This is a genomic window from gamma proteobacterium symbiont of Lampromicra miyakona, assembly GCF_059730895.1.
On sequence record NZ_AP035932.1, the window covers coordinates 2,142,355 to 2,162,789 of the forward strand.

Annotated in this window: 23 protein-coding genes; 6 read left to right on the forward strand and 17 right to left on the reverse strand. The window is 59.0% G+C overall.

Annotated features, from left to right (window positions below; all coding sequences use genetic code 11):
- Positions 1–61: 61 nt before the first annotated feature.
- From AC6I8P_RS09900 to AC6I8P_RS09910, 3 genes are read right to left on the reverse strand one after another with little or no spacing between them, the layout of a single operon-like run.
- A complete protein-coding gene (locus AC6I8P_RS09900) occupies positions 62–382 on the reverse strand; it encodes a YdbL family probable chaperone protein (RefSeq protein ID WP_166718928.1) in 321 nt (106 codons plus the stop codon).
- Positions 383–393: 11 nt separating this feature from the next.
- The gene (locus AC6I8P_RS09905) at positions 394–582 is read right to left on the reverse strand and encodes a YnbE family lipoprotein (RefSeq protein WP_010618431.1); all 189 of its coding nucleotides are present in this window, start codon (positions 580–582) and stop codon (positions 394–396) included.
- Positions 579–3,197, reverse strand: a complete 2,619-nt coding sequence (locus tag AC6I8P_RS09910; protein WP_498030571.1) for a YdbH family protein — start codon at positions 3,195–3,197, stop codon at positions 579–581. The genes AC6I8P_RS09905 and AC6I8P_RS09910 overlap by 4 nt, the downstream gene beginning before the upstream one ends.
- 165 nt (positions 3,198–3,362) lie before the next feature.
- Here AC6I8P_RS09910 and AC6I8P_RS09915 point away from each other — a divergent pair, with 165 nt between their 5' ends.
- Positions 3,363–4,355, forward strand: coding sequence for a 2-hydroxyacid dehydrogenase (locus AC6I8P_RS09915; RefSeq protein ID WP_498030572.1), 993 nt, complete (start codon positions 3,363–3,365; stop codon positions 4,353–4,355).
- A gap of 15 nt (positions 4,356–4,370) precedes the next feature.
- Here the strand turns inward: AC6I8P_RS09915 and AC6I8P_RS09920 are convergent, their stop codons facing one another.
- On the reverse strand, positions 4,371–4,643 hold the full coding sequence (locus AC6I8P_RS09920) for a putative hemolysin (protein WP_021506124.1): 273 nt from the start codon (positions 4,641–4,643) through the stop codon (positions 4,371–4,373).
- Positions 4,644–4,831: 188 nt separating this feature from the next.
- On the opposite strand from AC6I8P_RS09920, the gene AC6I8P_RS09925 reads away from it, so the two are divergent.
- On the forward strand, positions 4,832–5,488 hold the full coding sequence (locus AC6I8P_RS09925) for an MgtC/SapB family protein (protein ID WP_021506125.1): 657 nt from the start codon (positions 4,832–4,834) through the stop codon (positions 5,486–5,488).
- A gap of 78 nt (positions 5,489–5,566) precedes the next feature.
- On the opposite strand, the gene AC6I8P_RS09930 is transcribed toward AC6I8P_RS09925, so the two are convergent.
- Together AC6I8P_RS09930 and iraP are read right to left on the reverse strand one after the other, a co-directional pair.
- Positions 5,567–5,767, reverse strand: coding sequence for a DUF2767 family protein (locus AC6I8P_RS09930; protein WP_010618426.1), 201 nt, complete (start codon positions 5,765–5,767; stop codon positions 5,567–5,569).
- Positions 5,768–5,912: 145 nt separating this feature from the next.
- Positions 5,913–6,278 carry an anti-adapter protein IraP gene (iraP, locus tag AC6I8P_RS09935; RefSeq protein ID WP_136546798.1) on the reverse strand — a complete coding sequence of 122 codons (366 nt, stop codon included), beginning with the start codon at positions 6,276–6,278 and terminating at the stop codon, positions 5,913–5,915.
- A 325-nt stretch (positions 6,279–6,603) separates the two neighbouring features.
- On the opposite strand from iraP, the gene ttcA reads away from it, so the two are divergent.
- Positions 6,604–7,539, forward strand: coding sequence for a tRNA 2-thiocytidine(32) synthetase TtcA (gene ttcA / locus AC6I8P_RS09940; protein ID WP_021506126.1), 936 nt, complete (start codon positions 6,604–6,606; stop codon positions 7,537–7,539).
- Positions 7,540–7,592: 53 nt separating this feature from the next.
- Here the strand turns inward: ttcA and AC6I8P_RS09945 are convergent, their stop codons facing one another.
- The 3 genes from AC6I8P_RS09945 to AC6I8P_RS09955 form a co-directional block, all read right to left on the reverse strand.
- Complete coding sequence (locus AC6I8P_RS09945; RefSeq protein ID WP_021506127.1) at positions 7,593–7,739, reverse strand: hypothetical protein; 147 nt, start codon at positions 7,737–7,739, stop codon at positions 7,593–7,595.
- A gap of 308 nt (positions 7,740–8,047) precedes the next feature.
- Positions 8,048–9,031 carry a zinc transporter ZntB gene (gene zntB, locus AC6I8P_RS09950; protein ID WP_498030573.1) on the reverse strand — a complete coding sequence of 328 codons (984 nt, stop codon included), beginning with the start codon at positions 9,029–9,031 and terminating at the stop codon, positions 8,048–8,050.
- 128 nt (positions 9,032–9,159) lie between these two features.
- Positions 9,160–10,779: a peptide ABC transporter substrate-binding protein gene (locus AC6I8P_RS09955; RefSeq protein WP_498030574.1), complete on the reverse strand. Its 1,620-nt coding sequence runs from the start codon at positions 10,777–10,779 to the stop codon at positions 9,160–9,162.
- Positions 10,780–10,967: 188 nt separating this feature from the next.
- On the opposite strand from AC6I8P_RS09955, the gene mpaA reads away from it, so the two are divergent.
- A complete protein-coding gene (gene mpaA / locus AC6I8P_RS09960) occupies positions 10,968–11,681 on the forward strand; it encodes a murein tripeptide amidase MpaA (RefSeq protein WP_498030575.1) in 714 nt (237 codons plus the stop codon).
- Here mpaA and ycjG read toward each other — a convergent pair.
- Positions 11,650–12,636 carry an L-Ala-D/L-Glu epimerase gene (gene ycjG, locus AC6I8P_RS09965; RefSeq protein ID WP_498030576.1) on the reverse strand — a complete coding sequence of 329 codons (987 nt, stop codon included), beginning with the start codon at positions 12,634–12,636 and terminating at the stop codon, positions 11,650–11,652. The genes mpaA and ycjG overlap by 32 nt on opposite strands.
- A gap of 151 nt (positions 12,637–12,787) precedes the next feature.
- Between ycjG and tpx the strand changes: the two genes are divergently transcribed.
- Positions 12,788–13,291: a thiol peroxidase gene (tpx, locus tag AC6I8P_RS09970; protein ID WP_021506132.1), complete on the forward strand. Its 504-nt coding sequence runs from the start codon at positions 12,788–12,790 to the stop codon at positions 13,289–13,291.
- A gap of 58 nt (positions 13,292–13,349) precedes the next feature.
- Here the strand turns inward: tpx and tyrR are convergent, their stop codons facing one another.
- The 7 genes from tyrR to pspA all read right to left on the reverse strand — a co-directional run bounded on the left by tyrR (position 13,350) and on the right by pspA (position 19,165).
- Positions 13,350–14,915, reverse strand: a complete 1,566-nt coding sequence (gene tyrR / locus AC6I8P_RS09975; RefSeq protein WP_481657657.1) for a transcriptional regulator TyrR — start codon at positions 14,913–14,915, stop codon at positions 13,350–13,352.
- A gap of 213 nt (positions 14,916–15,128) precedes the next feature.
- Positions 15,129–16,202: a YcjF family protein gene (locus tag AC6I8P_RS09980; RefSeq protein WP_264441289.1), complete on the reverse strand. Its 1,074-nt coding sequence runs from the start codon at positions 16,200–16,202 to the stop codon at positions 15,129–15,131.
- Entirely contained in the window at positions 16,199–17,596 is a 1,398-nt protein-coding gene (locus tag AC6I8P_RS09985; protein WP_264441290.1) for a YcjX family GTP-binding protein, read from the reverse strand. Before AC6I8P_RS09985 ends, AC6I8P_RS09980 begins: the two co-directional genes overlap by 4 nt.
- Positions 17,577–17,825, reverse strand: coding sequence for a phage shock protein PspD (gene pspD / locus AC6I8P_RS09990; RefSeq protein ID WP_058769747.1), 249 nt, complete (start codon positions 17,823–17,825; stop codon positions 17,577–17,579). Before pspD ends, AC6I8P_RS09985 begins: the two co-directional genes overlap by 20 nt.
- 48 nt (positions 17,826–17,873) lie before the next feature.
- Positions 17,874–18,221, reverse strand: coding sequence for an envelope stress response membrane protein PspC (gene pspC, locus AC6I8P_RS09995; RefSeq protein WP_058758492.1), 348 nt, complete (start codon positions 18,219–18,221; stop codon positions 17,874–17,876).
- The gene (pspB, locus tag AC6I8P_RS10000) at positions 18,218–18,442 is read right to left on the reverse strand and encodes an envelope stress response membrane protein PspB (RefSeq protein WP_021506138.1); all 225 of its coding nucleotides are present in this window, start codon (positions 18,440–18,442) and stop codon (positions 18,218–18,220) included. The genes pspC and pspB overlap by 4 nt, the downstream gene beginning before the upstream one ends.
- 57 nt (positions 18,443–18,499) lie before the next feature.
- Positions 18,500–19,165 carry a phage shock protein PspA gene (gene pspA / locus AC6I8P_RS10005; protein ID WP_021506139.1) on the reverse strand — a complete coding sequence of 222 codons (666 nt, stop codon included), beginning with the start codon at positions 19,163–19,165 and terminating at the stop codon, positions 18,500–18,502.
- 156 nt (positions 19,166–19,321) lie between these two features.
- On the opposite strand from pspA, the gene pspF reads away from it, so the two are divergent.
- The gene (pspF, locus tag AC6I8P_RS10010; protein ID WP_498030577.1) at positions 19,322–20,317 is read left to right on the forward strand and encodes a phage shock protein operon transcriptional activator; all 996 of its coding nucleotides are present in this window, start codon (positions 19,322–19,324) and stop codon (positions 20,315–20,317) included.
- Positions 20,318–20,435 lie beyond the last annotated feature (118 nt).

Sequence of the window (20,435 nt, forward strand, 5' to 3'; positions counted from 1 at the left end):
CTATCTGTCTTGCCGGGCCTGAGTGCCCGGCTTTTTTATGCCTGCGCTATCGTGGAAGCAGCTATTTCTGCACCCACTGGCCATTGATCCCGCGCACATATTCGCCGCTGCCGGCACGGTTAACCAGCTTCTCGCCGGCGATGCGCGCTACTTCGGCGGTGGTGAGATTGTTCTGCTGCGCCACGCGCTGATACTGCTGGCTGCGGCCGTCATTGATGCGCTTAACCAGCGCCAGCGTCTCGTCATCCTGCTGACGAGCGGCGATGTAACCGCTCAGCGTTTCGCCCACACGCCCCTGCTGGCGCGCCTGATCCAGCGTCAGCGCCCAGGCCGACGGCACCAGCAAAAGCGCCACTAACAGCGCAATCCCCTTGCGTTTCATCGAGCCTCTCCTCAAAACAGTCCGCTCTGATTCTTCAGCAGCGCTTCGACGTCTTTATCCACCTTGATGTGGATTTCATGTTCGATTTTTACGTTCATGTTGATGGTGATTGGCTCTTTGGGTGCGGCGACTTCGATGCGCGGCACACAGCCCAGCAGCGGCAGTCCCGCTGTCAGCACCAGTAATGCCCTCAGGCTCATGGTTTCGGGTCCTTGTTGGATGGCAGGGTGGCGTTTTGCTCCACCCAGGATTGCAAATTATCGCCAAAGCGCAGGCTGCGCCACAGCTGGAACAGGTTTTCCTGATGACGGTAATTAAGATTGACGGACTGGCGGCGGTTACTGAACTGGCTGGTGCCTTTCACCTCGCTTTGCAGAATCAGGTTACCGAAGTTATCCAGATCCAGCGTCGCCCACGAACGGGCAATCTCCATGTAGCGCAGCCAGTCCATCGCCGCCCCGGCGGCCACGTTATTGCTGACAATCGCATCCGCCATGTCTTTGTCCATGCGGAACGTCAGCGGGCCGCTGTTGGCGATCCAGCCCTTTTCGATCAGCCAGTGCGGATTGTTCACCCACAGCGGCAATTCGCCATTCACTTTACCGGACATGGCAAACTGCTTCGGTTTGAGCGCCGTCACCAGCCGGCTGAGATCAATGTCACGCAGCGAAATCCGCGCAGGCTGATGCTGCGGTAAACGCAATGCTGGCATGCTGACGTGCCCGCCGAGCAGATCGAGATTGACGTTGCTGAGCGTCAGCGGCTGGCGCTCCTGCCACGGATAGTGGCCCTGCAGATCCGCGGTAATGTTCTGCAGCGCAAACTGGTTTTTCACTTCGGCGATGCGCAGCGACACCGGCCCGCGGCGCCCCAGCTGCCACTGATGATCTTTCAGGCGGAACGGCAGGGTAAAATCGATGCCGTTGATTTCGCTGTCCGGCATCCATACGCTGCCCTGTTTCACCGCCCAGAAACCGCCCGCCTCAAACCCCTGGCCGCTGGCGGCGGAAAAGGCCATCTGCGCGCGCAGCTCGCCAGACTGAATACGCATCTTCAGATCGCTGCTCAGCAGCGGCTGAAAGACGCTGAGCGACTGCGCCGGCCACCAGGCTTCGCCGCGCAGCCGCTCGCCGTCCCAGCGGCCATGCACGCGCAGCGGTCCGATGTCTTCCGCGGTGAGCTGACCGCGCCACAGAAAATGTCCTGGATCGCGCCCTTTGGCATCGAAACGCAGTTCGGACGGCGGCAGCCAGCCACCGTAGCTGAAGCGCGTCTGGCCGGAACGCAGCGCAAACCCGCCGTTAAACGCCGGCTGTGCCACATCGCGCTGCCAGCGCACCGGCGCGGTCAGCGTCAGGCGCGGCTTATCCACCTGCACCATGCCGTACGCCAGCTGATCAAACCCGGTGTTCAGCGTATCGAGGCTGATCAGGGTGTCGTGCCAGCTGCCGGTGCCCTTCACATCCCATTTGGCGCTAAGCGGCGCCATCACGCCTTCGCCCCAGTAACGCCAGTTCCAGCGTCCGCTGTCTGGCCAGAAGTCGCTGGCGCGCCCGTCGAGATGCAGCCTGAAGCGGCCGAAACTGGGGTCGTGCGCGTTGAGAATCGCCTGTAACCGGCCGTTGATGCCGCGCGAAGCCACGCTGACGCCGGCCAGCGGCCAGCGCGCTTCATCCACTTCCAGCGTCGAGAGTAAGCGTCCGCGCAGGCGCAGCAGTGCGCCAGGCTGCAGGCTGAGCTGCGGATCGCTGAGCATGCCATGTACTTGTCCGGGGATGGTGCCGTACAGCTGCAGGTCGGCAAATTTGCTTTCGCCGGTTAACTGGAACGGCAGTGCGCTGTCAGTCAGGCTCAGCTTGCCCGGCCCAACGCTCAGTACCAGGTTGCCTTTCCCGCCGCGTCCGGCGGTCAGTAAATTGAAGCGGCCGCGGATCTGCGTCTGTTCCAGCCCCTGCTGCCAGTCATCCAGCGTCAGCGCCACGCCGCCCGACAGCGGTTGCGACCCGAACGGCCAGCGCCAGTGACCGGCAGTGATGCGGATTTGCTGCGCATCGACCTGCCACGGCAGCTGTAACAACGGCTGTGGTTCCTGTTGCTGGCGCACCACCAGTTCGCCCTGCTGCTGCTGCCAGTTAAGCGTCAGCGCCAGCGGCTGCGGCCACTGCGTCAGGTTAAGCGCACCGCTGAGCTCACCCGCCACCGGCAGGCCATCGGCAAAAGTCGGCAGCGTCAGATTGCCATGCAGTTCGACCGGTTGCGGCAGTAAAGGATGGCTGAGCTGGAGCTGATCAATGTGCAACTGCTGCCCCTGCATGCGCGCGGCGACGCGCAGGTTGTCGCCCTGATAACGCAGCTGCTGAAGGTCTTTGTCTAAGGTCAGATCGAAGCGGCCCGCATATTGCTGCCATGGCAAAATACTGAGCTGTTGCAGATGGATATCCGCGCCGGGCAGCATCTGCTGCCACTCTGCGAGGCTGCGCGGCGCATCGCGCGTGGCACTGTGCGGCAGCGCCTGCAGACAATCGCTGTTGAGCGCCACCTCGCGCGCATCAAGCTGCCAGCGCTGTTGCGTCCGGCCAAGTCCCACGTCGGCGACCTGCGCCAGCAGGCAGTCGCCGGCCAGATAGCGCACATCAGGAAACACCAGCCGGCCCTGCTGCCAGTGCGGCGCGCCGTGTAGCTCGACGCGGGTATTTTCCGGCAGCCAGATACCTGCCAGCCGCGGCAGCCAGTGCGTCAGCGTTAGCAGCAATCCCAGCAGCAGCAGTATCAGCGCCAGTAGCGCAGCAAGTAGTCGACGGAGGCCCCGCGTCATGGCTGTTAACGTTCCTGTTCTTTACCCAATCCTGACAGAGATGATGGCATGTTACGCCCGGCAAATGAAGGCGTTACCGCTTTAGTCTGGCTGAAGAACAGCAAAATGACGCGGAAAACGTTATCCTGATGTGATACCGACGTAACATTTTTCAGGAGCGAAACAATGAAAGTTGCGGTTTACAGCACCAAGCATTACGACCAGAAATACCTCGAGCACGTTAACGAAGGCTACGGATTTGAGCTGCAGTTTTTTGACTTCCTGCTGAGCGAAACCACAGCAAAAAACGCCGCTGGCTGTGACGCGGTCTGTATCTTCGTTAACGATGACGGGAGCAAAGCGGTGCTGGCGGAGCTGGCGGCGCTGGGCGTGAAATATATCGCGCTGCGCTGTGCCGGTTTCAATAACGTCGACCTCGACGCAGCCGCCGCGCTGGGACTGCAGGTGGTACGCGTGCCCGCCTATTCGCCGGAAGCGGTGGCGGAACACGCGGTAGGCCTGATGATGACGCTTAACCGCCGCATTCACCGCGCTTACCAGCGCACGCGCGATGCCAACTTCTCGCTGGACGGCCTGACCGGTTTCAACATGCATAACAAAACCGCTGGCGTGGTCGGCACCGGCAAGATTGGTGTGGCGACGATGCGCATCCTGAAAGGTTTTGGCATGCGTCTGCTGGCGTACGATCCGTACCCCAGTGACGCCGCGCTGGCGCTCGGGGCGGAATATGTTGATTTGAAAACGCTGCTGGCGGAGTCCAATGTCATCACCCTGCACTGTCCGCTGACGCCGGAAAACCATCATCTGCTCAACGCACAGGCGTTCAGCCAGATGAAAGATGGCGTGATGATTATCAATACCAGCCGCGGTGGGCTGATTGATTCACAGGCGGCGATTGAGGCGCTGAAACAGCAGAAAATCGGCTCGCTCGGCATGGACGTGTATGAGAACGAACGCGACCTGTTTTTTGAAGACAAGTCGAATGACGTGATTCAGGACGACGTGTTCCGCCGCCTGTCGGCCTGCCACAACGTGCTGTTTACCGGCCATCAGGCCTTTCTCACCGCCGAAGCGCTGACGGCGATTTCAGAAACCACGCTCAGTAATTTACAGCAGCTGTCACGCGGGGAAACCTGTTCGAATCAGGTTAAGGCGTAAGGTTTTGCGCCTGCGTTAGCGGGCGCAGGCACCGCCGATCAGCGCCTGTTCGTCGCAGCGACGACCGTTAGCCAGCTGACACATCCCGATGCGTGAACCGTCTAACTGACGCGAGAACGCCAGCGTGCCGCCTGCGCTGTTGCAGTTGGCTTCTGCCATGGACGACATCACAACGTGCGGCTGCACGTGCGCGGCGGTGGCCTGTTGCGGCGGTTCATTGTCGCTGTTGCTGCTGCAGGCAGAGAGTAACAGCGCTGCGCCGGCCAGCAGTAAAGTTGCGGCTTTCATCGGTCGGGCTCCGGGAGTGTGAGCGGAAAAGTCGCACCAGCATATGTCAGCAGCGGTGCGCGATCGATAGGCGACACAGCTTTTTACAAAATTTAATATCGTCATTGGCAAGCAGAATTATCCTGATTGCAGCATTTTCCCTCTTTCTCTGCCTGTTCATACGAAACATCAATCAATAAGGAGGAAGGATGTTAGCCGACATGCTCATCCGCATCGCGTTAGCCGGAATACTGGGCGGACTGATTGGCCTGGAGCGCCAGATGCGTGCTAAGGAAGCGGGCCTGCGCACCCACATTCTGGTCGGTATTGGCAGCGCCATGTTCATGCTGGTGTCAAAATATGGCTTTGCCGATATGCTGACTAACGATCATGTGGCACTGGATCCCAGCCGTATTGCGGCGCAGGTGGTCAGCGGCATGGGCTTCCTTGGCGCTGGCACCATCATCATTCAAAAGCAGATTGTGAAAGGCCTGACGACCGCCGCCGGCCTGTGGGTGACCGCCGCGATTGGCCTGGTGATCGGTAGCGGGATGTACGAAATCGGTATTTACGGCACGGTGCTGGCGCTGGTGGTGCTGGAAACGTTCCGCCGTATCAGCCACTGGCTGATTGGCCGCCATCACACCCTTATCGTCCATCTCAAAGCCAAAAGCGTACCGCTGGTGTTGCTGGTACTGCAGCGCGAAAATTTGCGCTATGGCCACATCGCTGTGGTCAATCGTAACGAAGAGAGCGGCCTGTGCGAGCTGAGCGTTGAGGTGACATTGTCACGCAGATTTCCGATGCACAGCATTTATGACAAAGTGATGGAAATCAAAGGCGTGCAGTCGCTGGAAATGGTTTGACTGCGCTGGCGCTTGCGGGTTAACCGCTGCGGTGGATGTAAGATAAAAAAGCCCGGCACTGAAGGCCGGGCGGCTGGGTTAGCAGGGTTTGAGTTGCCCAATCGCCATTTCAACGGCGCGGTTAGGCGCGCCGGTTAATTCCCGGTAGCGCAGTTGCAGGTTACGCAACTCGCTGGCCAGCACCTCTTTTTCGGTAGCGGCACCGCGCTGCGCCAGTTCCAGATAGCATTGCCCCACCAGCCGGCATGCCTCCTCAAACACCATATCGTACGTTTGCATTGTCCTCTCCTCACCTTTAAAAACTAAAAAAAGCGCTGAATCCATCCTGTCAGCGCAGTGAGAAGAAATCTTTACCCAGATCAATAAATATGCAGTTACCGCTGGCAAAATGTGCGCAATGGTAGCCGACTGCGGCGCTGCGCGATTAGAACGGGTCCTTTTTATCGTCATCGCTGGCGCTGCTCACACCGGTAATACCTTCCAGCGCCTGCTGGTTGATGACATCATCGGCGCTGTCAACCGCACGCGAAATCGTCAACAGATCCTGAAACTCGCTCAGCAAAATAGCGGCGTCCGACTTAAGCATATCGTCAGCCTCGGCTGACTCAATCACCATGTTGATGGCTTTGTTGGCGCTTTCAATAACTTCAGTGACGCCGCCTTTCTTACTGACGGCCAGTACCAGCGCACCGATCAGCAGCGACTGAGCCTCAACGCGCGCGGTCAACTGCTTGGTGGTGGCATCAATTTGTGAAATCTTCGCCAGCATGCTTAACACAACATTTTTCATCGCTTATTCCTCCCTGGGGAAGCAGGCAGTGTACCGCTTGCCAAATCCGCGACAAACTAAAAATTGTGAATAGCGCAACAGGTCTCTGACCGCGATCGCGCGGCGCACAGAGCGCATCACCGGCAAACCCATAAATCGTGCTGGAATTTGGCGCTGTAATCCGTACCATACGCCACAGACTTTTCCTGCTGACTGCGGTCAGCCGGCACCCATAAAGGCCAGCGCAGCGACCCGCAGCGTGCGCAGACACGGTTAATGCAGGCCTGACCAGGGCCGCATCAACGCGACATCCGCAGCTGACCAGCGATCACCGAGACCGAAATTCATGTCTGAACATCAAGAAGTTAATAAAAAAGAGCAGTACAACCTGAACAAACTGCAGAAGCGCCTGCGCCGTAACGTCGGTGAAGCGATTGCGGATTTCAACATGATTGAGGAAGGCGATCGCATCATGGTGTGCCTGTCCGGCGGTAAAGACAGCTACACCATGCTGGAAATTCTGCGTAACCTGCAGCAGAGCGCGCCGGTCAACTTTTCGCTGGTGGCAGTGAATCTTGACCAGAAACAGCCGGGATTCCCGGCACACGTGCTGCCGGCTTACCTCGACACGCTGGGCGTGGAGTATCAGATCGTCAACGAAGACACTTACTCCATCGTTAAAGAAAAAATTCCGGAAGGCAAAACCACCTGCTCGCTCTGTTCACGCCTGCGTCGCGGCATTCTTTACCGTACCGCCACTGAACTGGGCTGCACCAAGATTGCCTTAGGTCACCATCGCGATGACATCCTGCAAACGCTGTTCCTCAACATGTTTTACGGCGGCAAGATGAAAGGCATGCCGCCAAAACTGATGAGCGATGACGGTAAACATATCGTGATTCGCCCGCTGGCCTACTGCCGCGAAAAAGATATCGTGCGATTCGCCGAAGCGCGCCAGTACCCTATCATTCCGTGCAACCTGTGTGGTTCACAGCCGAACCTGCAACGCCAGGTGGTTGCCGATATGCTGCGTGACTGGGACAAGCGCTATCCGGGCCGCATTGAAACCATGTTCAGCGCCATGCAGAACATCGTGCCATCACATATGGCTGATATTAATCTGTTTGATTTTAAAGGCATTAAGCATGGTGATGCGGTGGTTGACGGCGGGGACATTGGTTTTGATCGCGAATCGCTGCCAGCGCAGCCCGTCGGCTGGCAGGCTGACGAGGACGATCAGCCGGACCTGAGCGCTCGCCTCGACGTGCTGGAAATTAAATAACGCGGTGACTTTGCAACATAGAGGCGCGTCGCTGCGGCAACGCGCCTTTTTTATTAGCGGTGCGGTGGAGGATCGCTAATCGGCGGAAACTCAGGATCGTGCGGCGGCTCAGGCTCGGGAATCGGCTGCGGTTGCGGCACGGGTTCGGGAATCGGTGGCGGATCGGTCGGGATAGGTTCGCTGGCGTGAATCATGCGCATGCCGTTCTCCTGTTCGCTGAATGTCTGTTAAGCATAGGAAAGGATGCGGCAGCAAGCCAAACGGCAAAAAAAAAGCCGGCGGATAAGCCGGCGTCGTACGAATCAAATGTGCTATGCAGTAATTCAAAAAAAGGAAGTAAGACAATATGGAGCGCAACGCCCATCGCTTGACGTTGCATTCACCTGCGGGAGAGAGTTTGCCCCGGTTGGGCTATGCGCTTATTGATGTCGATCAGGTTTTTTCCGCTTTTCTCCCCTGCACCGCCACAATTACCCGTTCATGACCTGCAGATAACCCCCTGATAACATCACAGCCAGTTGCGGCGTTTCAGCCACAGCGCGACCCCCAGCACCATCACCAGTAACAACCCGCAGAACATGGTAAAGCCGTGCGGCCAGCTGCCACCGGGAATGCCGCCGAGATTGACGCCAAACAGCCCGGTGAGAAACGTGGCAGGCAGGAAAATCATCGCCATCAGCGACATGGTGTAAGTGCGCCGGTTCATGGATTCCGCCAGCAGCGAGGCCACTTCATCCGCCAGAATACCGGTACGCGCCACGCCCGCATTGAGGTCATCCAGTCCGCGCCCCAACCGGTCCGCGACATCCTGCATGCGGCGGCGATCGTCGTCGCTCATCCACGGCAGTTTCTCGCTTGCCAGCCGCGCATAGACATCACGCTGCGGCGCCATATAGCGGCGCATCACGATCAGCTGTTTGCGCAGCAGCGCCAGTTCACCGCGCGCCGGGACCTGCTGGTCCATCAGCGCATCTTCCAGCGCGATAATTTTATCGTGCATCTCTTCAATGAATTCGCTGGCGTGATCGGTGAGCGCATCGCAGACGTCCACCAGCCAGCTGCCGCCGTCCACCGGCCCGTTGCCGTTTTGCAGATCGGTCAGCACTTCATCGATGGCATACACTTTGCGACGGCGGGTAGAAACAATCAGCTTGTCATTGATAAATACCCGCATCGCCACCAGCTGGTCCGGGCGCGAATCGGCGTTATGATTCACGCTGCGCAGTACGATCATAAAGCCGTCACCGAGGCGCGTCACGCGCGGTCGCATGCTGTCACCGGCCAGCGCATCCCGCACCGCATCAGGGATCAGCGGCGTGTGCTGCAACCAGTCGGCGCTTTGCCGCTGGGTATAGTTCAGGTGCAGCCAGCAGTGAGACTCGCAGTTGATGACATCTTTATCTTCAATGGCGATAACGCCACCCTTGCCGTCGAACTGGCAGGCGACAATCGCATCCGACACCTGCAGCGCTTTTCCTTCAATGACGTTCACGTACTCGCCTCACTAGCAAAAACAATACGATACAGTCTAGCGCGGCGCGGGACAGTTGCAATTACCAGGGTGTGAGTAAAAATGACAGCGCAACCGGATCGTTCACCGCCCTCCGTGGCGGTTCAGCGTCAGTGCTTCTCAATCCACAATTCCCGGCTGTAGGCAACGTCTTCCGGATTAGTGATGGGATAGCCCTTAACCCACGGCTTGATCAGCCGCCCGTTGGTGTACTGGTAGATCGGCGCAATCGGCGCCTGGTCAGCGATGATCTGCTCGGCTTTGTTGTAATCGGCATTGCGCGCCGCCACGCTGGTTTCATTGCTGGCCTTACTGAGCACCGCATCATATTCCGCGTTACTGAAGCGGGAAATATTACCGCTGTGGCTGGCGGTCAGCAGGCTGAGGAAGGTCGACGGCTCATTGTAATCGCCCACCCACGAAGCGCGAATCACATCGAAATTACCGCTGTTGCGGCTGTCGATATAGGTTTTCCACTCCTGGTTCTGCAATGTCACGTCAACGCCGAGATTCTTTTTCCACATCGAGGCCACCGCAATCGCAATTTTCTGGTGACTTTCAGAGGTGTTATACAGCAGCGTCAGGTGCAGCGGTTTAGCCGGGCCGTAACCGGCGGCGGTCAGCAGGGATTTGGCCTGCGCATTCAGTTCCTGCTGGCTGTGCTGCTGCAGAAAGCTCTGCTGCGGCGTGAAGCCGGCGGTGACGTCTGGTGTGAAGTGCCATGCCGGTTTCTCGCCGGTGCCCAGCACTTTTTCCGCAATGATGCGGCGGTCAATGCTCCATGACAGCGCCTTACGCACCCGCACATCCGCCGTCGGCCCTTTCTGGGTATTAAACGCGTAATAGTAGGTGCCAAGCTGATCCGGCGTATACACCTGCCCCGGCAGCTCTTTTTTCAACAGGCCGTACATATTTTTTGGGAAGGATTCCGTGATATCGATATCCCCGGCGCGGTAACGCTTGGTGGCGCTGGATTCTTCATTGATGGGAATGAAGGTCACTTTCGTCAGTACCGAATGGGCGTTATCCCAGTAGTGCGGGTTACGCACCAGCACAATCTTTTCGTTAACTACGCGCTCCTGCAATTGATAAGCGCCGTTGCCCACCAGTTTACCTGGCGCAGTCCAGCCATCGCCGTTTTGCGCAATGACCTTTTGCGGCACCGGGAACATCGCCACGTTGGCCACCATGCTGGGGAACCACGGTAGCGGACGTGACAATGTCACCTTAAGATGCGTCTCATCGGTCGCCACCACGCCCAGCTTGTCCGGGCTCATCTGCCCTTTGGTGATGGCTTCAGCATTCTCAATGCCGCTCAGCGCAGCAAACCAGGCAAAAGGCGAACTGTTTTTAGGATCGACCAGACGTTGCCAGCTATAGACAAAATCCTGTGCGGTCACCGGCTGGCCATTAGACCAGCGTGCGTCTTTGCGCAGCGTAAACAGCCAGGTTTTGTTGTCGTTGCTGCTCCAGCTCTGCGCAACGCCCGGCACGATTTTGCCCTGCGCGTCCTGGTTAGTCAGCCCTTCAAACAGATCGCGTAGCACCTGAATCTCCGGCAGACCGACCGCTTTGAGCGGATCAAGCGAGGCCGGTTCATCTTTGATATGGCGCACGATTTCCTGGCTGCTGGCCAGTTGCGCCCCGGCAGGCACACTGGCGGCATAGGCGGATGAGAGAGCGCTGCTGATGATGAGCGCGGCCAGCGTGGTGCGGAAAGTTAGTTTCATCGCGACTCCTTGACCCGAAAAAAGGGCGACGGCCAAACCAATGCGTCGCCAGCAACTTTTCGCACTTTATCGCAAATCGCTGATTGATAAATAGCTATTTCCCCATCTGCTGTTTACCGTTATGTTGAGGCTGGATGGCAGCTCACAATTTTTGCGGCTGAACGCGATGCATGACAGAGAGGAAGGTTATGTCGACACACCACCCGCGCCCGCTGCGCGGTAAGCTGGACGCCGTCTGGCAACAGTATGGACATTCGGTGCTGGGTGCGCCGCTGCTGTGGTTTCCGGCACCGGCGGCTGACGAAGACAGCGGACTGATTATCGCCGGCACCCACGGCGATGAAAACGCGGCGGTGGCCACGCTCTCAGCCGCCATGCGCACGCTGCCGGACACGCTGCGGCGTCATCATGTGATTCTGGCGGTCAATCCGGACGGCTGCCAGCTCGGGCTGCGCGCCAATGTCAACGGTGTCGATCTCAACCGCAACTTCCCTGCCGCCAACTGGCAAGCGGGCGATACTGTCTATCGCTGGAACAGCGTGGCTGACGCGCGCGATGTGCTGCTGTCGACCGGCACAGCACCGGCGTCGGAGCCGGAAACTGCCGCGTTGTGTCAGCTGATTCATCGTATCCGACCGCGCTGGGTCGTCTCCTGGCACGAACCGCTGGCCTGTATTGATGATCCGCACCACAGCCCGCTGGCCAGCTGGCTGGCGGAACAAACCGGTCTGCCGGTGGTGAGCAGCGTCGGCTACGCCACGCCGGGCTCGTTTGGCAGCTGGTGCGCCGATCTCAGTCTGCCCTGCATCACCGCCGAAATGCCCGCCATCTCGGTGGACGAAGCCACCGAGGTGTATCTCGATGCGATGATCAACCTGCTGCGCTGGCAGCCGTCGTCTTAAGCACGCCGTGCGAGAAGTGCAGCGACGGTTCCACATCGGCCGCCAGCCACGTCGGACCGTCGAGATCAGCAAACGTGGCCTGCGGCGTTAACGGTAGCGCGGCACGAATGGCGCGCGAGGTACACAACATACAGCCCAGCATGATGGCAAATCCCTGCGCGCGCGCGGCCGTGGCCAGCGCCAGCGCTTCGGTCAGCCCACCGGTTTTATCCAGTTTGATATTCACCATGTCGTAGCGCCCGTGCAGGGCTGCCAGACTGTCGCGCGTGTGGCAGCTCTCATCCGCACAGATCGGTAGCGGATGGATAAAATGGGCCAGCGCCGCATCCTGCGCGGCAGGCAGCGGCTGCTCCAGCATCGCCACCTGCAAATCCGCCAGCAGCTGGCAGCGCGCCGCCAGCCCTTCTGCCTGCCAGGATTCATTGGCATCGACGATCAGCGTGGCGTCCGGCACCGCACTGCGGATCGCCACCAGCCGTTCGCTGATCAGATGGTTATCCAGCTTAATTTTCAGCAGGCGCGCGCCGTGCTGCCACAGCGCCAGCGCGCTGCTGGCCATCGCTTCTGGCGTATCGATGCTGACGGTATGCGCCGTGACGATCTCCTGTGCCGGCACCGCCTCACACAGCGCCGCCAGGCTGGTGCGCTGCTGCTGGCGCTCCAGATCCCACAGCGCGCAATCAATCGCGTTGCGCGCGGCACCGGCCGGCAACGCCTGTTGCAGCGCCGCCCGCGTCATGCCGTTTTGTAACGCAGCGAGCTGTGAAGCAATCTGCTGCAGCACCGAAGCCTCACTTTCGCCATAGCGCGCATAGGGCGTGGCCTCGCCAATCCCTTTGAGGCCATCCTGCTCAATCTCCACCACCACCACGTGCGCCTCGGTGCGGCTGCCGCGCGAAATCACAAACGGCGAGTGCAGCGGCCAGGCTTCCGGATAACTTTTCACTGTTCTCATACTGACTCCTCAAATCCATGACGTCATAACGTGCTGGTGCAGCTCCACGTTGAATTAGGCTCGTAAACCCTTAAAATTTATGTCATAAACAAACGCTATACCTGTTCTGGTGGGGTTAACGCCAGATATTTCATCGTTAAAAGGAAATTGTATGTCGCAGAATGTTCACTTTCAGGGCAATCCGGTGCCGGTTGCCGGCCACTTCCCGCAGGCTGGCGAGCAGGCAAAACCGTTCAACCTGGTAGCGAAAGATCTCAGTGATGTGTCCCTTTCTCAGTATGCAGGCAAACGCAAAGTTCTGAACATTTTCCCAAGCATTGATACCGGCGTGTGCGCCGCGTCGGTGCGCAAATTCAACGAGCGTTCTGGCGAAGCTGACAACACCGTGGTGCTGTGCATCTCTGCCGATCTGCCGTTTGCGCAATCGCGCTTCTGCGGCGCCGAGAACGTCAATAACGTAGTGACGCTGTCTACACTGCGCGGTGCAGAATTCATTGAAGGTTACGGCGTTGCCATCGCCGATGGCCCGCTGAAAGGCCTGACCGCCCGCGCGGTGGTGGTGCTGGATGAGAACGATAAGGTGCTGTACAGCGAGCTGGTGAATGAAATCACCGAAGAGCCGAACTATGAAGCGGCACTGGCAGCGCTGAAGTAAGGCTATTGCTGATAAAAAAGCCGTCTGTCACAGACGGCTTGTTGATGCAGAACGCGGATTATTCGCCTTCGCTGCGTTTCTGACCGAGGCCATATTCGCGCAGCTTGTTGGCGATCGCGGTGTGTGACACCCCAAGGCGTTTCGCCAGTTTACGCGTGCTGGGATACGACAGATAGAGACGAGTCAGCACTGAACGCTCAAAACGGCTGGTAATTTCATCCAGCGACCCTTCCATTGCCTCTTCGCCCAGCGACACATCCAGCGCCTGCTCCGGCAGCACGATATCCTGCGGACGCAGTTCATAACCTTCCAGCTGCGTGAGCGCGCGATACAGCGCATTTTTCAACTGGCGCACGTTGCCCGGCCAGTTATAGCGCGTCAGGAACGGCGTCAGCTGCGGAGACAAACGTGGGCGCGGCAGCCCCTGCTCATCCGCGAAGCGCGCCACAAACATTTCGGTAAGCGGCAGAATATCCAGCGGACGTTCGCGCAGCGGCGGCAGATTCAGCGTCAGCACGTTCAGACGATAGAACAGGTCTTCGCGGAACTCACCGCGCTGCACCAGCTCAATCAGGTTCTTTTGCGTGGCGCAGATCACGCGCACATCCACATGCACTTCATGATCTTCGCCGACGCGGCGGAAGGTGCCATCGTTCAGGAAGCGCAGCAGTTTGGTCTGCATGCGCGGCGACATCTCGCCGATTTCATCCAGCAGCACCGAGCCGCCGTTCGCCTGCTCAAAGAAGCCCTTCTTGCCTTCCAGCGCGTTGGGATACGCGCCCGCCGCGTGACCAAACAGCTCGCTTTCAGCGACGTCATCCGGGATCGATCCGCAGTTGAGCGCCAGGAACGGTTTTTTGCCGCGTGCGCTGCGCAGATGGCAGGCGCGTGCCAGCATATCTTTACCGGTGCCGGTGTCGCCAACAATCAGCAGCGGCGCATCGTGCATCGCCAGCTTGCGCGCCTGGTCGATCACCTGACGCATTTTCGGCGTCACCGCCACGATGTGATCGAATTCGGAGTCATCGGTGACGCTGAGATTCTGCAACTGCCGCCCCATGCGCGCGGTGGATTTCAGGGTGATCATCGCACCTACCGGCTGGTCGTTCTGCTCATCTTCCTGCGCCAGATAGATCGGGCGCGCTTCCATGAGGAAATCACGCCCCTGGATCACCACATGCTGCGCCTGCGCGTCAACACGTTCACTCTCCAGCCAGCGCTGGAAATTAAAGCCGGCAATCAGCGTGCCGGCGTTCTGATTACGGATCTTCTGTTCGTCGAGGTTAAACAGGTTCTGCGCCGCCGGATTCGCCAGTTCGACTTTACCTTTCAGGTCGAGGGAGAACACCGGCTCGGGCATCGCCACCAGCAGCGCGCTCAGCGCGCGATGTTCACGTTCAGACGGCATGAAAGACACGGTGCGAACGTCTGTCACGCCCGGTGTACGGCGAATCTCCGCCATCAGGCTACTGAATGCGTCAAATTCCAGCGCAGAAAAGTTGAGGTAGATGCGGCCCAGCGAGGCAATTTCAATGCCGCGCAGGTCAATATTACGGGCAACCAGCAGGTCGAGTAGCTCGCGCGCCAGACCGATACGGTCCTGGCAGAAAACTTCCAAACGCATTGCGATGAGCCTTAGTCAGGTTTTGATTTTAAAGATAATACGCTAACTTGCAGCGCCCCAGAAGGGTTCTGTCATGAAAAGTTGACACTCTGAGGCAGGTGATGAAGAGAAGTGTAGCGGAACAACCAACAATAATCCCGCCAGAAATCACTCTGAGCACAGATAATTTTACCTTTCACGCCATCGGCAGCGTGAAAGGCAGACAAGGTGAGATTATTTAGCAGCCTGACCTGCTTTATCACCACTTTTGGCCAGCGATTCTTTAAGCTGTCCCACCAGTTCACGGCGGAAATCGCCGAGCCGCGGTTTGTCCTCCGCCAGCCACGGCAGCGGACGGCATAATTCCATCGCTTTGATCCCCAGTCGGGCGGTGAGCAGCCCGGCACCGATGCCCTGCGCCGCACGCGCCGAGAGACGGGCGGCGATGTCCTGCGACATCCAGTCCATACCAACTTCGCGCACCAGCTCTGACGCACCGGCAAACGCCATATTCAGTAATACCAGCCGGAACAGTCGGATGCGACTGAAGTAGCCGAGCTCAATGCCGTAGATGGCCGCTATGCGGTTCACCAGCCGCAGGTTGCGCCAGGCGATAAACGCCATATCCACCAGCGCCAGCGGGCTGACGGCAATCATCAGCGTCGATTCTGCCGCGTGGCGGCTGATTTCGCGCCGCGCCTGACGGTCCAGCACCGGCTGCACCAGCTGGGCATACAGTGTGACAATTTCGCGGTCGTTATGGGTTTCGTGCAGCGCCGCGTGCCAGCGCTGCAGTGCCGGATGCGCCTGATCCAGCTGCGCCTGGCGCGCCAGCTTTTCGCAGAACGCCCGGCCTTTGCCGATGCCGTGGCTGGCCAACAGCTCACGGCCAACGTCCCGCTCTTCCGCCCGCTGACGCAGACGATACAGCCGACGCCATTCGCCAATCAGCGCGCCCGCGCCAGCGGCGACAATCAGCCCACCAGCCACGCCGCTGCCCAGTGCAAACCAGTCGCGCGTCAGCCAGGCATCGTGCAGCCACTGGGCGCCCTGCGCCACCACGCTGATGCCAAAGATGCCCAGCCCGACGCCCACCATTTTGCGCCACAGGCTGCGCTTTGGCCGCAGCGCGGCTTCCACCACTTTCTCGCCGGCGCCCTCTTCCAGCGGCTCCGCGTCAGGCGTCACCAGAAACCCCTGTTGCGCGTCGCTGCTAAAGGTGTGCGCCGCGCGCAGGGTCGGCTCCACAGGCTCCTGCAACGGGCGGGCAAAATCTATCCGTGGTTTGAGTGGCGTTTCATTGCTCATCGCAATTTATCTCCCAGTAAAAATTCCAGCGCAGCATCCATGCGGATATGCGGCAATGGCCGATCGACATCCAGCTGCTGCGGCCGGAACTGTTCAAACTGAAACCCCTGCTGCTGCCAGAAGCTGTTGCCCGGCAGGCGCGGCGGTACTTCGCCCGGGTAAAAAGTCAGCGGTTCACCGTCGGAGAGGCGATGACCGCGCAGCGCCGGTAATTTTTCTCCGCGATGATCCACCAGCCCGCTCTCGGTCGCCTGCACCGACGCCAGCCCCAGGCAATCCATGCTGATGCCTTCAAACGCGGCGTTCTGCCACGCGTCCTGCACCAGCTGCTGCAGCAGAGACACCATATTGGCGTGCTGATCGGCAGTGATGTGATCGGCCTTGGTGGCGGCAAACAGCAACTTATCGATGACCGGCGAGAATAGACGGCGGAACAGCGTGCGCTGGCCATAGTGAAAACTTTGCATCAGCTGGGTCAGCGCCAGCCGCATATCATTGAACGCCTGCGGTCCACTGTTGAGCGGCTGCAGGCAATCGACCAGCACGATCTGACGATCGAAGCGCAGGAAGTGATTTTTATAAAACCCTTTCACCACATGCTGACAGTAGTAGTGAAAACGCTGCTGCAGCATGGCGAAATTGCTGCCGGCCGGCGCCTGAAGCAGCTTGCCGGCCTGCTGTTCATCGACGTTGGGCCACGGGAAAAACTGCAGTGCCGGCGCGCCAGCCATGTCACCCGGCAACACAAAACGTCCCGGCTGGATGAAGTGCAATCCTTCGGTTTTGCACTGATGCAGGTAGTCGGTCCAGGCCGCGGCGATCTCCGCCAGGCGGTTTTCATCGGCGGGCGCGAACGGGTCGAGATCGGCGCTCAGGCTGTGCCAGCGCGCGGCCCACTGCTGACGATCGCCCTGCAGCAGGCCGACCATCTGGCGTGACCAGCTGAGATAATCCTGCGCCAGCATCGGCAGATCGAGCAGCCACTCGCCGGGATAATCGACAATTTCGAGGTAAAGGGTGGCGGTATCTTTGAAATGACGCAGCAGAGACTGATCCGGCCGGTAGCGCAGCGCCAGGCGCATCTCGCTGACGCCGCGCGTCGGGGTCGGCCACATCGGCGGCGTGCCGTACAGCTGGGCCAGCCCTTCGTCATAGGTAAAGCGCGGCGTGCCCAACTCACGCTGGGGTACGCGCTTCACGCCCAGCAGTCGCTCTTCGCGTACCACGGAAAACAGCGGCAGACGCGCGCCGCTGTGGACATTAAGCAGCTGGTTAACCAGCGAGGTGATAAAGGCGGTTTTGCCGCTGCGGCTCAGGCCGGTGACGGCGAGGCGCAGATGACGATCCACGCCGCGGTTCATCAGCCCCATCAACTCATTTTGCAGTCTTTTCATCGCTCTCCCTGATGAAACGTGCTGACAGGCGGTTAAACGCCTTACTCAGCAACGGTTCCAGGGCGGCCGCCAGCAACAGGCGCAGCGGACGGCGCGCCACCGATTTCACTGCCCAGCCGGCCAGGCCGCCGGGCGCATAGGTTACTGCACTGATGATGATGAATTTTCCCGCCGACTTCAACGCAGGCGTTGCGCGGCGGCGCAGAGCAGTAAAACGTTGCGTATGCATAGCGCCTCTCTTAGAGCAGCGGACCCGCTGACGGGCCCGCGACAGGGATTAAATCTGGCGGAAACGGCTGCGTACGCTGAAGGTTTCTGAGGTCACGTAACGCTCAATATCGCGTACGTTACGCTCATCCGCGGTGAGCGTGTTCTCCAGCTCATCCAGCAGTTCGCGCGCCGTTGGTGTGCGCTCAGAGGGTGCGTCCAGCGGTTTTTCATCCAGCACGTAGCCGAGGATAAAGTAGGCGGTCACGGTGATCATAAACAGACCGAAAAACAGTGACAGCACCACAATCACACGCAGCAGCCGCACCGGAATATCCAGGTACTCGGCCAGCCCGGCACACACGCCGCGCACTTTGCCCTGCTGCGGAATACGCCACAGTTTGCGTCCGTTCATCATGGCTGCCTCCAGTTCGGGTGTTCGGCATCGAGGATCGCTTCCAGCGCCTCGACCCGGTCACGCATGCGGCGCGCTTCCTGCGTCAGCTGCTGCAGGCGCTGCAGGTCACCGGACGATAGCGTCCCGCCGTTGCGTTTGTTGCTGTAGTGCAGCCATAACCAGATCGGTGCCACAAACAGCACGAAGATCGTTAACGGTATGGCCAGAAATAGTGCGCTCATTGACTCTCCTTTTTCAGTACACCCGGCAATCCGGGCCCGTTAGCAGGCCCGGGGCGATCACTCGCTGCGGTTCATTTTGGCTTTCAGCGCAGCCAGCTGCTGGCTGATTTCGTCATCGGCTTTCAGATCGGCAAACTGCTGGTCCAGCGTTTTGCTTTTACCGAAGCGCTGGCTTTCCGCTTCTGCTTCCATGTGATCGATGCGACGTTCAAACGATTCAAAGCGTGCCATTGCCTCATCCAGCTTGCCGCTGTCGAGCTGACGACGCACATCGCGTGACGATGAAGCCGCCTGGTGACGCAGCGTCAGGGCCTGCTGGCGGGCGCGGGTTTCGCTGAGTTTTTTCTCCAGCTCGCCAATCTCGCCTTTCATGCGATCCAGCGTCTCTTCAACGTGGCTGGCTTCCTGCTGCAGCGCAGCGATCAGGTCGGTCAGCTTCTGTTTCTCAATCAGCGCCGAACGGGCTAAATCTTCTTTCTCTTTACTCAGCGCCAGCTCAGCTTTTTCCTGCCATTCGGCCTGCTGAGTTTCGGCCTGCTCAATACGGCGCAGCAGCTGTTTCTTTTCTGCCAGCGCGCGGGCCGAGGTGGAACGCACTTCCACCAGCGTGTCTTCCATTTCCTGAATCATCAGGCGTACCAGTTTCTGCGGATCTTCGGCACGCTCCAGCAGCGAGTTGATGTTAGCGTTCACGATATCGGCGAAACGAGAAAAAATACCCATAATGATGTTCCTCTGGTTGTCATGTCTTTACGCTCATGACTAATACAAGATGCGTGCCAGTTTTTAATATGCTGATTTTACTGGATTTGACTGTTTTACACGCGCGGCGCAATCCGTTAAAGTAGTGAAATTAATTAATCAGTGGTGAATTTCATCATGGCAAATGGTAAAGACAATCTGCTGGGCGAGTCGAATAACTTTTTAGAGGTGCTGGAACAGGTATCGAAACTGGCACCGCTGGAGAAACCGGTGCTGGTGACTGGCGAACGCGGTACCGGTAAAGAGCTGATTGCCAGCCGCCTGCACTACCTCTCCGACCGCTGGCAGGGGCCGTTTATTTCGCTCAACTGCGCCGCGCTGAATGAAAACCTGCTGGATTCCGAGCTGTTCGGCCATGAAGCCGGAGCCTTTACCGGCGCCCAGAAGCGCCACCTTGGCCGCTTTGAGCGCGCCGATGGTGGCACGCTGTTTCTGGATGAGCTTGCCACTGCGCCGATGCTGGTGCAGGAGAAACTGCTGCGCGTGATTGAGTATGGCCAGCTGGAACGCGTTGGCGGCAATCAGTCGCTGCAGGTTAACGTGCGGCTGGTGTGCGCTACCAATGAGGATCTGCCCGCGCTGGCCGCCGCCGGCCGTTTTCGCGCCGACCTGCTCGATCGCCTGGCGTTCGATGTTGTCCAGCTGCCGCCGCTGCGCGAGCGCCGCAGCGATATTCTGGTGATGGCCGAGCATTTTGCCATTCAAATGTGCCGCGAGCTGGGCCTGGCGCTGTTTCCCGGCTTTAGCGAGCGCGCTCAGCTCACCCTGTTGCAGCACAGCTGGCCGGGCAACGTGCGTGAACTGAAAAACGTGGTGGAGCGCTCGGTGTACCGTCATCACAGCACCGAACAGGCGCTCGACACCATCATCATCAATCCGTTTGCGCCACGCAGCGCTCCTGCGATAACAGAGCCAGCAGCAGAACAGCGTGAAAACGCCCTGCCGGCGCTGCCGCTGGATTTACGCCAGTGGCAAAACCAGCAGGAGCGCGCACTGGTCGAAGCCAGTCTGCAACAGGCGCGATACAACCAGCGCCGCGCCGCTGAACTGTTGCGCGTCACTTATCATCAGCTGCGTGCGATGATGAAAAAACACGGGATCGAAGCACAGTAGGGTTTAACTGACGGGTATCGCTGCGGCAGCTGTCAGTTTTGCACGCCGGGTTGTCAGCTATGCGTGAGCCGCGTCCGGCAGGTTACTGCAGACTACAGGCAGACCTCAAGGAGACCCC